The 13,099-nt window shown below is 61.0% G+C and carries 12 protein-coding genes; 3 read left to right on the forward strand and 9 right to left on the reverse strand.

The window, feature by feature from the left end:
• Positions 1-900: a LysR family transcriptional regulator gene (locus JDW18_RS16920; RefSeq protein WP_218240606.1), complete on the reverse strand. Its 900-nt coding sequence runs from the start codon at positions 898-900 to the stop codon at positions 1-3.
• A 148-nt stretch (positions 901-1,048) separates the two neighbouring features.
• On the opposite strand from JDW18_RS16920, the gene dkgB reads away from it, so the two are divergent.
• From dkgB to JDW18_RS16935, 3 genes are all read left to right on the forward strand, one after another.
• Positions 1,049-1,852 carry a 2,5-didehydrogluconate reductase DkgB gene (gene dkgB, locus JDW18_RS16925; protein ID WP_218240608.1) on the forward strand — a complete coding sequence of 268 codons (804 nt, stop codon included), beginning with the start codon at positions 1,049-1,051 and terminating at the stop codon, positions 1,850-1,852.
• Between the two features lie 29 nt (positions 1,853-1,881).
• Positions 1,882-3,054 carry an MFS transporter gene (locus tag JDW18_RS16930; protein ID WP_218240610.1) on the forward strand — a complete coding sequence of 391 codons (1,173 nt, stop codon included), beginning with the start codon at positions 1,882-1,884 and terminating at the stop codon, positions 3,052-3,054.
• Positions 3,055-3,115: 61 nt separating this feature from the next.
• Positions 3,116-3,556, forward strand: a complete 441-nt coding sequence (locus JDW18_RS16935; protein WP_218243961.1) for an HIT family protein — start codon at positions 3,116-3,118, stop codon at positions 3,554-3,556.
• Between the two features lie 105 nt (positions 3,557-3,661).
• Here JDW18_RS16935 and JDW18_RS16940 read toward each other — a convergent pair whose 3' ends face one another.
• The 8 genes from JDW18_RS16940 to JDW18_RS16975 form a co-directional block, all read right to left on the reverse strand.
• Complete coding sequence (locus JDW18_RS16940) at positions 3,662-4,705, reverse strand: adenosine deaminase (protein ID WP_218240611.1); 1,044 nt, start codon at positions 4,703-4,705, stop codon at positions 3,662-3,664.
• 159 nt (positions 4,706-4,864) lie between these two features.
• A complete protein-coding gene (locus JDW18_RS16945; RefSeq protein WP_218240612.1) occupies positions 4,865-5,839 on the reverse strand; it encodes an aromatic ring-hydroxylating dioxygenase subunit alpha in 975 nt (324 codons plus the stop codon).
• A gap of 72 nt (positions 5,840-5,911) precedes the next feature.
• Entirely contained in the window at positions 5,912-7,069 is a 1,158-nt protein-coding gene (locus tag JDW18_RS16950) for a BMP family ABC transporter substrate-binding protein (RefSeq protein WP_218240614.1), read from the reverse strand.
• Between the two features lie 208 nt (positions 7,070-7,277).
• On the reverse strand, positions 7,278-8,426 hold the full coding sequence (locus tag JDW18_RS16955; RefSeq protein ID WP_218240615.1) for a BMP family ABC transporter substrate-binding protein: 1,149 nt from the start codon (positions 8,424-8,426) through the stop codon (positions 7,278-7,280).
• A gap of 55 nt (positions 8,427-8,481) precedes the next feature.
• Positions 8,482-9,402 (reverse strand): ABC transporter permease, encoded by a 921-nt coding sequence (locus JDW18_RS16960; protein ID WP_218240617.1) that lies wholly within the window; start codon positions 9,400-9,402, stop codon positions 8,482-8,484.
• A 2-nt stretch (positions 9,403-9,404) separates the two neighbouring features.
• Positions 9,405-10,499 (reverse strand): ABC transporter permease, encoded by a 1,095-nt coding sequence (locus tag JDW18_RS16965; RefSeq protein WP_218240618.1) that lies wholly within the window; start codon positions 10,497-10,499, stop codon positions 9,405-9,407.
• Entirely contained in the window at positions 10,486-12,060 is a 1,575-nt protein-coding gene (locus JDW18_RS16970) for an ABC transporter ATP-binding protein (protein ID WP_218240619.1), read from the reverse strand. Before JDW18_RS16970 ends, JDW18_RS16965 begins: the two co-directional genes overlap by 14 nt.
• 76 nt (positions 12,061-12,136) lie before the next feature.
• Positions 12,137-13,069, reverse strand: a complete 933-nt coding sequence (locus JDW18_RS16975) for a LysR family transcriptional regulator (RefSeq protein ID WP_218240620.1) — start codon at positions 13,067-13,069, stop codon at positions 12,137-12,139.
• Between the last annotated feature and the right edge of the window lie 30 nt (positions 13,070-13,099).

Genomic DNA, 13,099 nt, shown 5'->3' on the forward strand with positions numbered 1-13,099 from the left:
TCAGCCCTCAAAGCCCGCAGACAATGCGGCTTTGAGGTGATCGACAAACGATGCAATACGCGACGACAGCGCCGTATTGCGGTAGTAAACCGCATGGATGGGCTGGCGCACCTCCAGCGTCCGCTCAGGAAGAAGCTGCTGCAGCCGCCCCGCCTTGCGCTCGGTCTGAGTCATGAAATCGGACAGACAGACAATGCCAGCCCCTTGCAGCGCCAGCTCCAGCAAGGTTTCGCCGCTGCTGGCACGAATGGCTGGCTCAATATGCAGCAATTGCCCATCGCTCCCGGCCAGCGGCCAGTCGTTCAAGGAATCTGGCTGCATGAACCCCAGCAGCGGGTGCTGCATCAGCTCCTCCACACTGCGCGGCGTGCCGTGCTCTGCCAGATAGGCCGGGCTGGCCAGCACGCGAATGCTGCTGCTGGCAATGGGCGTGGCGTGCAGGCTGGAATCCTTGAGGCTGCCGATGCGAATCGCCACATCGGTGCGCCGCTCCAGCAGGTCAATGAATCCCTCGTTGCTCGTCAGCTCCAGCTGCACCTGCGGATAGCGGGCGCGGTAGCTGCTCACCAGCGGCACGATGACATGGCGCATGAACGGCGAGGCAGCATCCACCCGCAGGCGCCCCTCAGGCTGGTTGCGGCGCAGCGTCATCAGCGCCTCGGTTTCTTGCACGGACTCCACGATCTGCCTGGCCCGCGTGAGAAATGTCGCGCCCTCCTCCGTCAGCTCCAGCCGCCGGGTACTGCGCCGCATGAGCGTGGTGCAGAGCTTGGCCTCCAGCCTGGCCAGTGTGCGGCTGGTGGCCGAAATGGTCAGCCCCAGCTGCTCTGCCGCTGCCGTGATGGAGCCGCTGTCCACCACGGTGATAAAGGCCTGCATTTCATCGAGTGTGATCTTCATATTTGAATTTTTATCAAATATTTTTTACCCATACATGTCTTTTTAGTTAATAAACAAAAGAACACACTGGCGCCCTTCTCAGCCCTGCAAAGGGTTGACCGCTATCGCAACCGGGCAGCCACAAAGGCATGCCTCAAGGAGTTTTTGTATGAACCATGTTCCAGCTTTCGGCGTGGGCACGTTTCGCCTGCAAGGCCAGGTCGTTGTGGATTCCGTGCGCAATGCACTCGAAGTGGGCTACCGGGCTATCGATACCGCACAGATCTATGGCAATGAAGCCGAAGTGGGCCAAGCCATGCGCGAGGCCGCTGTTCCGCGCGAGCAGCTCTTCATCACCACCAAGATCTGGGTGGACAACTTTTCTCGCAGCCAGCTCATTCCCAGTCTGCAGGACAGCCTGCGCAAACTGGGCACCGAGCAGGTCGATCTGACGCTGATCCACTGGCCCGCGTTTCAGAAGGTCACGCTGGAAGAAGCCATGACAGCGCTGGCCGAAGCCAAGGCACAGGGCCTGACGCGCCTGATTGGCGTGTCCAACTTCAATATCGCGCTGACGCAGCAAGCCATGGCCGCAGTCGGGAAAAGCGAAATCGCCACCAACCAGATCGAGCTGAGCCCCTATCTGCAAAACCCCGAGCTGGTGGGCTTTCTGCAAAGCCAGGGCATTGATGTGACCTCCTACATGACGCTGGCCTACGGCAAGGTGCTGAGTGACCCCGTCATCGCGCAGATTGCACAACAGCACCAGGCAACGCCTGCACAAGTGACGCTGGCCTGGGCCTTGCAGCGCGGCTTTGCGGTCATTCCGTCCTCCACCCAGCGCGAGCACCTGGCCAGCAATCTGCTGGCGCAAAACCTGCGTCTTACCGACAGCGATATGGCGCAGATAGCTGGGCTGGAGCGCAATGGCCGCGAGGTCAGCCCCGAAGGACTTGCCCCGCTGTGGGACTGAGCCAGCACACCGCAAACGAATCACGATTTATGCAAAAAGTTCTGAACCCACGCTGGCCCCTGCTGGCTCTAGCCGTGGGAGCCTTTGGCATCGGCATGACCGAATTCACCCCCATGGGCCTGCTGCCCGTCATTGCCGAGGGCGTGGGTGCCAGCATCCCCGAAGCAGGCATGCTGATTACCGCCTATGCGCTGGGCGTCATGCTCGGGGCACCCATCATGACGCTGGCTCTGGGCCGCATTCGCGTCAAAACCGCCTTGATCGCGCTGATGGGCATTTTTGTCATCGGCAATATGCTGGCGGCGGCGGCGCCCGGCTACACCACCCTGCTGCTGGCACGGCTGGTCACCAGCTTGAACCATGGCGCCTTCTTTGGTCTGGGCTCTGTGCTTGCCGCCAGTCTGGTGCCCAAGGACAAGCAAGCCAGCGCGGTCGCAGCCATGTTTCTGGGCCTGACCATTGCCAATATCGGCGGTGTACCTGCCGCCACCTGGGTAGGCCAGCAAATTGGCTGGCGCATGGCGTTTGTGCTGACGGCGGCTCTGGGCGTGCTTGCCATGGTGGCCCTGGCCATCACACTGCCACGCGGCGAGGTGGGCAAGATGCCCGACGTCCGCCGCGAGTTGCGCGTGCTGACGCGGCCCCGGGTGCTGTTGGCCCTGGGCACAACCGTGATGGGCGCGGGCGGCATGTTCACCCTCTATACCTATGTGGCACCGGTGCTGCAAAGCCTGACGGCGGCAACTCCCGGCTTTGTCACGCTGGCGCTGGTCATCATCGGGCTGGGTTTCACCATCGGCAACTGGCTGGGTGGGCGGCTGGCCGACTGGTCGGTGGATGGCAGCACCAAGCTGTTCCTGGCGGCCTTGGCGCTGATCATGCTGGCACTGCCCTTTGTTTTGCCCTCAAAGGTTGGCGCTTTGCTGGGCCTGCTGGTCTGGGGCATTGCCACCTTTGCCATTGTGCCGCCGGTGCAGATCCGGGTCATGCAGGCGGCGGCGGAAGCGCCCGGGCTTGCCGCCTCGGTCAACATCGGCGCCTTCAATCTGGGCAATGCACTGGGCGCGGCCGCCGGAGGGGCCGTGATTGCGGCGGGCTGGGGTTATGCCTCGGTGAGCTGGGCCGGTGCCGCCCTGGCAGTGGCGGGTTTGAGCCTGGTCATTGGCGGCGCACGCAGCGCCCGCAAACTCGCCGCCGCTTAAGCAAGGCACCGGACACTTGCAGACTAAGATGCAACGCTTGAATAACGAAAAGGAGAGCGTCATGCCCATGTTTGTAGACCACTCGCCTGCTGGCGAGTGCATTTTCTGCAAGCTCGTCAAAGGGGAGATTCCATCGGCCAAGGTCTATGAGGACGATCTGACCATCGCCTTCATGGACATCGGCCAAGCCACACGCGGCCATGTGCTGGTGGCCAGCAAGCGCCATGCCGTCAATCTGCTGGAGCTGACCACCGAAGAAGCTGGTGCCGTGATGCAGACGGCCCAGCGTGTGGCCGATGCCGTGAACAAGGCCTTCGATCCCGATGGCATCAATATCTTCCAGGCCAATGGCGCACCAGCTGGGCAGACGGTTTTCCACTTCCACCTACATGTGCTGCCGCGCTTCGAGGGCGATGGCCTGTCGGTGGTCTGGCAGCGCGAGGAGCCCGGTTTTGCCGTGCTGGGTGAGCTAGCCGAAAAAATTAAGGCGCAGCTTTCGTAAGCTCTGCCGCTCTTAATAAAAGAGCTGTTAGCGCATGAATTATTTGGGTTTCAGCACGAAAAATGGCTGAAATCTATTCATATCAAGCGCTAGCAGCTCTTGTTTTTATGCAGCGAAGTCTGCAAAGGTCTGATCCAGCTTGGCAATCCACTGCGCTTTTTGCGCATCGCTGGCAAAGCTGGCTTCCAGGCTGTTACGCGCCAGCTGGTAGGCCTCTGGCGCGCCCATGCCGGTGGCGGCAAACAGCTGGGTGTAGTTTTCATTGACGTAGCCACCAAAGTAGGCCGGATCGTCCGAGTTGACCATCACCTTGAGGCCCGCCTTCAAAAGGCGTGGCAGGTTGTGATCAGCCAGATCGCGCACCACGCACAGCTTGAGGTTGGACAGCGGGCAGACCGTGAGCGGTATCTGCTCTTTCGCCAGTCGTTCCATCAGCTTCGCATCTTTTTCAGACTGCACGCCGTGGTCGATGCGCTCTACGCCGAGCACATCCAGCGCGCCCCAGATATAGGCGGGCGGGCCTTCCTCGCCCCCATGGGCGACCAAGTGCAAACCTAATTCCTTGCAGCGTGCAAAGACATGGGCAAACTTTTCGGGCGGGTTGCCCAGTTCGCTGCTGTCCAGCCCCACGCCAATAAAGCGGTCGCGCAGTGGCAGCGCGGCTTCCAGCGTCTGCATGGCGCTTTCTTCACTGAGGTGGCGCAGAAAACTCAGAATCAGGGTGGCCGATATGCCCTGCTCTATCTGCGCATCACGGCAGGCGCGGTACAGGCCGTTGATGACGGTTTCCATGGCCACGCCGCGCTCGGTGTGGGTCTGCGGGTCGAAAAAGATTTCAGCGTGCACCACGTTATCAGCCACCGCGCGGTTCAGGTAGGCCCGCGCCATGTCGTAGAAATCCTGCTCGTGCAGCAGCACACTGGCACCGGCGTAATAGATGTCCAGAAAGCTTTGCAGATCGGTGAAAGCGTAGGCAGCGCGCAGGGCTTCCACACTCTCGTAGGCCAGTGCGACGTTGTTGCGCTGGGCCAGCGCAAAGATCAGCTCAGGCTCCAGCGAGCCTTCGATGTGCATATGCAGCTCTGCCTTGGGCATGGCAAGCAGCAGCTCTGGCAGGCGCGATATTTCTACGGATGGAACTGCATTCATCTCGGTTCTCCATGGCGCGGTACACCGCTCGTAGCCTATCAAAATAGTGCCCCTCAAACTACAGCAGCTCCACGCGAGAGACGGCCAGCAAGGGCCGCCCCGCAGCGAGGCCGTCGTCCCCCTGGGGGGAAGCGGCAAAGCCGCTCAGGGGGGAGGCAATCAACAAACGCCGAAAGTGATGGCCTGAGCCTTCAGGAAACGGCGGTAGGCAGACGACATACGGTCCGCAGCCGAGTGCATTTCTGCACGCGGGTCCAGTGGCAAAGCCTTGGGCAGTTGCGACTCCAGCACGGGCTGGTCCTGCACAAAGATGGTGTGCTGGAAGTTCTGCAGCTGCTCATCTGTCGATTCAAAGTCTGCCACGGCCAGACGGAACCAGACACGGCTGGTCTCTGGCGTGATGGGGCTGATGAACAGGCCAATCTGCTCACGCCAGCCTTGCTTGGAAGTGCCTTCTTCGGGAATCTTGGTCAGCACCGCTGTGTAAGGCGCGGTCACTTCATAGGTGTACTCCACTTCGGCGGCCTGGGTGGAGTGCAGATTGGACTGGGGCTGCACGGCCTTGCAGCCGGTGGCGATGATGCCTGTTTCGGTCTTGTCCACCTGGTAGGTAGCAATCGCCGTGGCGTCGCGGCTGCCCAGCCAGCCTTCGTGCACAAAGCCGAAGTGCGACATGTCCAGGAAGTTTTCGATGATGCGCGGCGCACTGGCAGCGACATCGTAGGGGCCGCAGTTGACCTTGCGCAGATAGGTGTCGGCTTCGGCAGCGAATGCGGGCAACTGGCTGTCGGATGGATCCAGGCGCACCCAGACCAGGCCATAGGCTTCCGCCACTTCAAAGGACTTCACGCACTGCGAAGGTGGCGGCACAAAGTCAGGCACTGCAGGCACCTTGACGCACTGGCCGCCGCTGGTGAACTGCCAGCCGTGGTAGGGGCATTCCAGGTTGTTGTTCTCGACATGGCCCATGGACAGGCGCGCACCGCGGTGGGGGCAGCGGTCGTTGAAGGCCTGCACCAGGCCTTCGGCATTGCGCCACAGCACCAGGGGTTGCTCCAGCAGTTGTACGGGCAGCGGTGCAGTGACCACTTCCTGGGATTGGGCGACGGGATGCCAGAGGCTACGTTCAGTCATGGGGATACTCATTGATCTTCAGAAAACGAAAAGGCCGCTCTGCGGCGGCCTTTGCAGAGGGGTACGGAGACGTTACTTAGACTCGCCGCCCGGAACCTTGCCTTCCACGCCCTTGACGTAGAAGTTCACACCCTTGAGGAAGGCGTCGTCAGCAACCTTGTCAGCAGCGACCAGTTCCTTGCCGTCCTGGCCCAGGATAGGACCCTTCCAGATGGAGAATGTACCGTCCTTCAGGCCCTTCTTCACTTCCTCAACCTTTGCCTTGACTTCGGCGGGCACGTCATCAGCCATGGAGACGATGTTGATCGCGTCTTCCTTCACACCCCACCAGGATTGCTGGCTCTTCCAGGTGCCATCGATCACGGCCTTGGCGGTCTGGATGTAGTACTTGGTGGGGTCGAAGATGGCAGAGGCCAGGTGAGCCTTGGGGCCGTAGGCGGTCATGTCCGAATCCCAGCCGAAGGCGCGCTTGCCCTTTTCTTCGGCCGTCTTGAGCACAGCGGGAGAGTCGGTGTTCTGGAACAGAATGTCAGCGCCGCCATTGATCAGGCTGGTGGCCGCTTCGGTTTCCTTGGGAGGGGCAAACCATTCGTTGACCCACACCACCTTGGTGGTGATCTTGGGGTTCATGGACTGAGCGCCCAGCGTGAAGCTGTTGATGTTGCGCAGCACTTCGGGAATTGGCACGGAGCCGACGATGCCCAGCGTGTTGGACTTGGTCATGGCGCCTGCAATCACGCCCGCCAGGTAAGCCGCTTCATAAGTGCGGAAGTCGTAGGTGCTGGCGTTGGCCGCAGTCTTGTAGCCAGTGGCGTGTTCCCACTTCACATCGGGAAAATCGGGAGCCAGCTTCTGGATGACATCCATATAGCCAAAGGTGGTGCCGAAGATCAGCTTGTTGCCCTGGCTGGCCATGTCACGCAGCACGCGCTCGGCGTCTGCACCTTCGGGCACGCTTTCCACATACATGGTCTTGATCTTGTCACCCAGTTCCTTTTCCAGCGCCTTGCGGGCCTGATCGTGGGCAAAGGAGTAACCACCATCACCCACAGGGCCAACGTAGGCGAAGGCAATCTTCAATGGCTCGGCGGCGGCCGCTGCGGGGGCGGCAGCAGGTGCGGCAGCTGGGGCGGGTGTCTCGTCCTTCTTGCCGCAGCCAACCAGCGCAGCGCCAGCCACGGCTGTCAGCGCAGCAACCTTGATCAGCGAACGCTTGTTCAAATCAGTCATCGTTTTTCCTTGGTGAAAGATGGATCTATGGGTGAAGTCGTGTCTGGCGTGGCGCTGCTGCTTCAAGCCGTCCCTCGCCTTCAGGGAATATATGCATAAACCGGGCCAGTTGGCATGGCGTATCGACTAAACGACAGATGGCCATGCAACGCCCAGCAAAAAGGCCCCGCAGGGCCTTGAATGAGCGCTTTGCAGCGCTCGGCAATGATTACTTGGCGCCAGGGACGGTGCCCTCAATGCCGTTCACATAGAAGTTGATGCCGCGCAGGAAGGCATCGTCACCCACCTTGCCGGTTTCCAGCACTTCCTTGCCAGCGTTGTCCTTGATAGGACCTGTCCAGACGGCGAAAGAGCCATCCTTCAGACCTGCACGGGCCTTTTCGACCTTGTCCTTGATTTCCTGAGGCACGTCGTCAGCGATCTTCTTGAGGTCGATCGCGCCTTCCTTCACGCCCCACCAGAAGTTGCCGGTCTGCCACTTGCCGTCCAGAGTGTCCTGCACCACCTTGGTGTAGTAGGGAGCCCAGTCGATCACCTCAGAGCCCAGGTGGGCCTTGGGTGCGAAGGCGCTCATGTCGCCATCCTTGCCGAAGGCACGGGCGCCGCGCTCTTCAGCGGTCTTGAGCACGGCAGGCGAGTTGGTGTTCTGGTACATCACGTCCACACCGCCATTGATCAGGCTGGTAGCGGCTTCGGATTCCTTGGGAGGCGCAAACCACTCGTTGACCCAGACCACCTTGGCCTTGATCGAGGGGTCAATGCTCTGCGCGCCCAGCACAAAGCTGTTGATGTTACGCACCACTTCGGGGATTGGCACCGAAGCGACCACGCCCACGGTCTTGGTCTTGGTCATGGCGCCCGCCACGATACCGGCCAGGTAAGCACCTTCAAAGGTCTTGGTGTCGTACACGGCAGCGTTGTCAGCGGTCTTGTAGCCGGTAGCGTGCTCGAACTTCACATCCTTGGCATCAGCCGCCACCTTCTGCACAAAGTCCTGATAGCCAAAGCTGGTGGCAAACACCAGCTTGTTGCCCTGGCCGATCATGTCGCGCATCACGCGCTCGGCATCAGCGGACTCAGGCACGCTCTCCACCATGGAGGTTTCGATCTTGTCGCCAAACTTTTCCTGGATGGCCTTGCGACCCAGCTCATGCTGATAAGTCCAGCCGCCGTCGCCAATGGGGCTCACATACATGAAGCCGATCTTGAGCTTGTCAGCGGCAGGGGCGGCGGCAGCAGGCGCCGCTGCGGGCGCTGCTGGTGTCTCGTCCTTTTTGCCACAGGCAGTCAGCACAGCCACGGAAACAGCCGACAGGCCAATCATCTTGAGGAGAGCGCGCTTACGCAGGGTCGTCATTGGGGAAGTCCTCTCTAAGTCAGAAATCAAAACCGGATTGCACCATAACGGCGCATCAAGAGCCAGGGTAAAAAGGTTTACCCAGCGAGGCTGGCATGTTCACGCGAATCCAGGTGGGATTGCGTGATATGAGCACCAGCACCACGATGGTGGCCAGATACGGCAGCATGGACAGCACCTGGCTGGGCACCTGCACACCAATGGCCTGCAGGTGAAACTGCAGCATGGTCACGCCGCCAAACAAGTAAGCCCCGAGGAGCACGCGGGCCGGACGCCAGGTGGCAAAGGTCGTCAGCGCCAGCGCAATCCAGCCACGGCCAGACACCATGTTCTCCACCCACAGCGGTGTATAGACCACCGAGATGAAAGCACCCGCCAGGCCACACATGGCACCGCCAAACATCACGGCCAGCAGACGAATGCGGCGCACGGGGTAGCCCAGCGCATGGGCCGACGAAGGTGATTCACCTACGGCACGCAGGACCAGGCCCGCGCGCGTGCGGTACAGAAACCAGACCATCACGGCGGCCAGCACGATGGCGCCATACACCAGCGGATGCAGCGTAAACAGCGCCTGCCCCACCACAGGCAGATCAGACAAGCCGGGAATGGCGAACTTGGGCAGCTCTGGCAGCTTGGCCTGCACATAACCCAGGCCCACAAAGGCAGAAAAACCTGCGCCGAACAAAGACAGGGCCAGACCCGTGGCGTACTGATTGGTGTTGAGCCAGATCACCAGCACACCAAAGATGGCAGCCAGCAGGGCACCGGCGAGCATGCCTGCGCCAAAACCCGCCCAGGTGCTACCTGTGTGCACCGTCGCGGCAAAGCCCGCAATGGCCGCGCAGAGCATCATGCCCTCGGCGCCCAGATTGACGATGCCGGACTTTTCATTGATCAGCAGGCCCAGCGCAGCCAGCGCCAGCACGGTGCCAGCACTTAGCGTAGAGCCCAGAAGCAGTGCATAGGATTCCATATTCAGGCCCCCTTCACTGCAGAAACCGCTGCGCTGGCTTTTTGCGCCACCCAGCGAATACGGTAAGCCACCAGCGTGTCACAGGCCAGAAGTGCGAACAGCAGCAGCCCCTGAAAAACGCCGGTCAAGGCCTTGGGCAGACCCAGACGCGACTGCGCCAGCTCGCCGCCGATATAGAACATGCTCATGAGAATGGCCGAGAAAATCATGCCCACAGGGTGCAGGCGGCCCACAAAGGCCACGATGATGGCCGCAAAGCCGTAGCCCGCTGGCACATAGGGAGTGAGCTGACCCAGCGGGCCTGCCACTTCCAGCGCACCGGCCAGGCCAGCAGCGGCGCCTGAAATCAGCAGCGCCGTCCACAGCGCCTTGCGCGAGGAAAAACCGGCGTAACGCGCAGCAGCAGGGGCCAGACCACCCACCTGCAGGGCAAAGCCCGAACGTGTGCGAAACAGGAAGGCCCACAGCAGACCAGCCGCCACCAGTGAAATGATGACGCCAATATTCATGCGCATGCCCTGCACCAGACGCGGAATCTGGGTGACACGCTCAAAGCTCTTGGTTTGCGGGAAGTTGTAACCCATGGGGTCCTTCCACGGGCCGTAAACCAGGTAGCCCAGCACCAGCGTCGCCACATAGACCAGCATCAGGCTGACCAGAATTTCATTGGCATTGAAGCGGTCGCGCAGCAGGGCCACAATGCCCGCCCACACCATTCCGCCCAGCATGCCTGCTATCAAAATTGCGGGCACGATCCAGGGGCCAGTCGTCTTGTCCGCCAAAAGCGCCACACCACCTGCGGCCACGGCACCAATGACGAACTGGCCTTCTGCGCCAATGTTCCAGATATTGGAGCGAAAGCACACCGCCAGCCCCAGCGCGATCAGCAGCAGCGGCGTGGCCTTCATGGCCAGCTCGCCCAGCGCGTAGCCCGACTTGATGGGTTCCCAGAAAAAGGCCTGCAAGCCCTTGACCGGGTCTTTGCCCAGCAGTGCAAACAGGGCCACGCCAATCAGCACCGTGATCAGCAGCGCCAGCAATGGCGAGCCATAGGTCCAGAATCTGGAGGCCTGAGGACGTTGTTCAAGCTTGAACATGGGAGCCTCCGTTCTCAGCAGTCAGGGCCGAGCCCTCCCACAGTCCGCTCATCCATTCACCAATCTGCTGCACGGTGGCATCGGCGCGCTGCACCGATGGGCTCAAATGGCCCTTGGCCACCACGTGCAGGCGGTCACATATCTCAAACAACTCGTCCAACTCCTCGCTGAGCACCAGCACTGCACAGCCCTGGTCACGCAACTGCAAAATCTCGCCCCGAATCTGCGCAGCAGCTCCTACATCCACCCCCCAGGTGGGCTGAGAGATGATGAGCAGTCGTGGCCTGGCATCAATCTCGCGGCCCACAATGAACTTCTGCAGATTGCCGCCAGATAGCGACTGCGCTGCAGAGTTGGGGCCACCGGCCTTGACGTTGAAGCGGCGAATGATGTCCTGCGCCTGGGCGTGCAACTTGCCCATGCGAATCCAGCCACCCTTGGCCAGCGCATCCTTGCGCGTCAGCAGCAGGTTATGGGCCAGGCCCATGCTGGGCACTGCGCCCCGGCCCAGTCGCTCTTCCGGCACAAAGTGCAGGCCCATGCCACGGCGGCGACCCGGGCCCATGCGGCCTACGCCCTTGCCCAGCATCTGCACCATCTCGGGCGCAGCGCGGGTGTCCTCGCCTGACAGGGCATACATCAGCTCTTTCTGGCCGTTGCCAGAAACACCGGCAATACCGACCACTTCACCCGCACGCACCTGCAGGCTGATGTCGTCAAGATCCACGCCAAAGGGGTCCTGGCTTCTGAGGCTGAGCTGGTTGACGCGCAGCACCGCGTCCCCCGTGCGCACGCTGCGGTGCTCCAGCTCTGGCGGCTCGGAGCCAATCATCATGCGCGACAGCGATGCATTGGTTTCATTGGCAGGATTGCATTCGCCTGTCACCACACCGCCACGCAGAACCGTGCAGGCCGTGCACAGCGAGCGGATTTCATGCAGCTTGTGGCTGATATAGAGAATGGAGCAGCCTTCCGAAGCCAGACGGCGCAGCACGACAAACAGCTTCTCGACGGCCTGAGGAGTGAGCACTGACGTTGGCTCATCCAGAATCAGCACGCGGGGGTTGGTCAGCAGAGCGCGGATGATTTCCACGCGCTGCATCTCGCCCACGGACAGCGTATGCACAGGTCGGTGAGCATCCACTTCCAGCCCGTAGTCACGCGCAGTGGCTTCCACGCGCTCTATCACCTGTGCCAGCGGAATGCTTTTGTCCAGACCCAGCCAGACGTTCTCGGCCACCGTCAGGGTGTCGAACAGGCTGAAATGCTGAAACACCATGGCAATGCCCAGCGCCCGGGCTTCCTGGGGGTTGCGCACTTGCACGGGTTTGCCATCCACCAGGATGCTGCCCTCATCAGGCTTGACCGCACCGTAGATGATCTTCATGAGCGTGGACTTGCCAGCGCCGTTCTCGCCCAGAATGGCATGCACCTCTCCGGGGCGTACCGTCAACGACACCTTGTTATTCGCAACAACGGCTGGGTATCGTTTTGTAATACCCTCCAGTTGCAAACGCGCAGGCGCTGCCACCGAAGGGTTGTGTGTTGGGGGGGGATTCATCGCTGGATTGTCTCTCAAATTCAATAACAAATTGACTCAAACAGGCTCTCTGCGTTGAATGGGGTTAGGTTACAAGCTATTGATTTCGAAGCGTTAAAGCCACATTCCGCACGGCCTCACGCAACCATCTGGTAGCCGCACCCGCATGCGACCGGGCATGCCAGAGCTGGTAATACACCAGTGGTGGAAACTGCACAGGGCAAGCCAGGATGGTCAATGGCAGGCGCTCGCAAAAGCGCTCGCAGAACAAACGGCCCGAAGTCATGACAAGCAAACTTGATGCCACCATGTCGGGAATCAGACTGAAATGCGCGCATCGCGCCACTACCTGCCGCCGCATGTCCATGTCTGCCAGCTGTTCGTCAATCACACCCAGCGCCCCCGGGTAAGCGGGCGTGGGGGCAATATGTTCGGCCTGCAGCCACTGCTCCACATCCCAGCCTCGCCGCACTGCCGGATGGTTGGGGCTGACCAGGCACACCACTTCATCCTCGAACAGCTTGGCCATATGCAAGCCCTCAGGCGGCTGGGGCCAGTTGCCAATGACGACATCCACCTCTCCTTCAGCCAGCTGACCTTCATAGTGCGACTCCGCGCTGAGCGGAAGAATATCGACTGGGCAATGAGGCGCATGCTGCTTGAGGTAGGCCATCAGGCGCGGGAGGAACTGCGGGTCCAGATAGTCACTGGCGGCAATGCTGAAGGTGCGCGTGGCCGTTTTGGGGTCAAACTGTCGAGCATCGCTGAACAGGCCTTCGGCCGCACGCAGAATATCGGCAGCAGGCTGCATCATGCGCTCGCCCACTTCTGTAGGCTGCATCTGCGCCCCAGATCGCACCAGCAAAGGATCGCCCGCCAGCTCACGCAGCCTGCGCAGTGATGCAGACACCGCTGGCTGATGCATGCCCAGGCGCAGCGCTGCCCGCGAGACGCTTCGCTCCGTCAGCACCGTGTGAAGCACCCGGATCAGGTGCAGGTCAATCCTGTCAAACAAAGTCTGGTCACGCATAGGCTGCAGCCACCCCATGCCTGCAGACAG

The organism is Comamonas fluminis, from assembly GCF_019186805.1.
GTDB classification, from domain to species: Bacteria; Pseudomonadota; Gammaproteobacteria; order Burkholderiales; family Burkholderiaceae_C; genus Comamonas; species Comamonas fluminis.

What these genes read in the sequence shown, in the direction of transcription:
- JDW18_RS16920 (WP_218240606.1), bottom strand. Translation starts at nt 900, where the DNA reads ATGAAGATCACACTCGATGAAATGCAGGCCTTTATCACCGTGGTGGAC.
- dkgB (WP_218240608.1), top strand. Translation starts at nt 1,049, where the DNA reads ATGAACCATGTTCCAGCTTTCGGCGTGGGCACGTTTCGCCTGCAAGGC.
- JDW18_RS16930 (WP_218240610.1), top strand. Translation starts at nt 1,882, where the DNA reads ATGCAAAAAGTTCTGAACCCACGCTGGCCCCTGCTGGCTCTAGCCGTG.
- JDW18_RS16935 (WP_218243961.1), top strand. Translation starts at nt 3,116, where the DNA reads ATGCCCATGTTTGTAGACCACTCGCCTGCTGGCGAGTGCATTTTCTGC.
- JDW18_RS16940 (WP_218240611.1), bottom strand. Translation starts at nt 4,705, where the DNA reads ATGAATGCAGTTCCATCCGTAGAAATATCGCGCCTGCCAGAGCTGCTG.
- JDW18_RS16945 (WP_218240612.1), bottom strand. Translation starts at nt 5,839, where the DNA reads ATGACTGAACGTAGCCTCTGGCATCCCGTCGCCCAATCCCAGGAAGTG.
- JDW18_RS16950 (WP_218240614.1), bottom strand. Translation starts at nt 7,069, where the DNA reads ATGACTGATTTGAACAAGCGTTCGCTGATCAAGGTTGCTGCGCTGACA.
- JDW18_RS16955 (WP_218240615.1), bottom strand. Translation starts at nt 8,426, where the DNA reads ATGACGACCCTGCGTAAGCGCGCTCTCCTCAAGATGATTGGCCTGTCG.
- JDW18_RS16960 (WP_218240617.1), bottom strand. Translation starts at nt 9,402, where the DNA reads ATGGAATCCTATGCACTGCTTCTGGGCTCTACGCTAAGTGCTGGCACC.
- JDW18_RS16965 (WP_218240618.1), bottom strand. Translation starts at nt 10,499, where the DNA reads ATGTTCAAGCTTGAACAACGTCCTCAGGCCTCCAGATTCTGGACCTAT.
- JDW18_RS16970 (WP_218240619.1), bottom strand. Translation starts at nt 12,060, where the DNA reads ATGAATCCCCCCCCAACACACAACCCTTCGGTGGCAGCGCCTGCGCGT.
- JDW18_RS16975 (WP_218240620.1), bottom strand. Translation starts at nt 13,069, where the DNA reads ATGCGTGACCAGACTTTGTTTGACAGGATTGACCTGCACCTGATCCGG.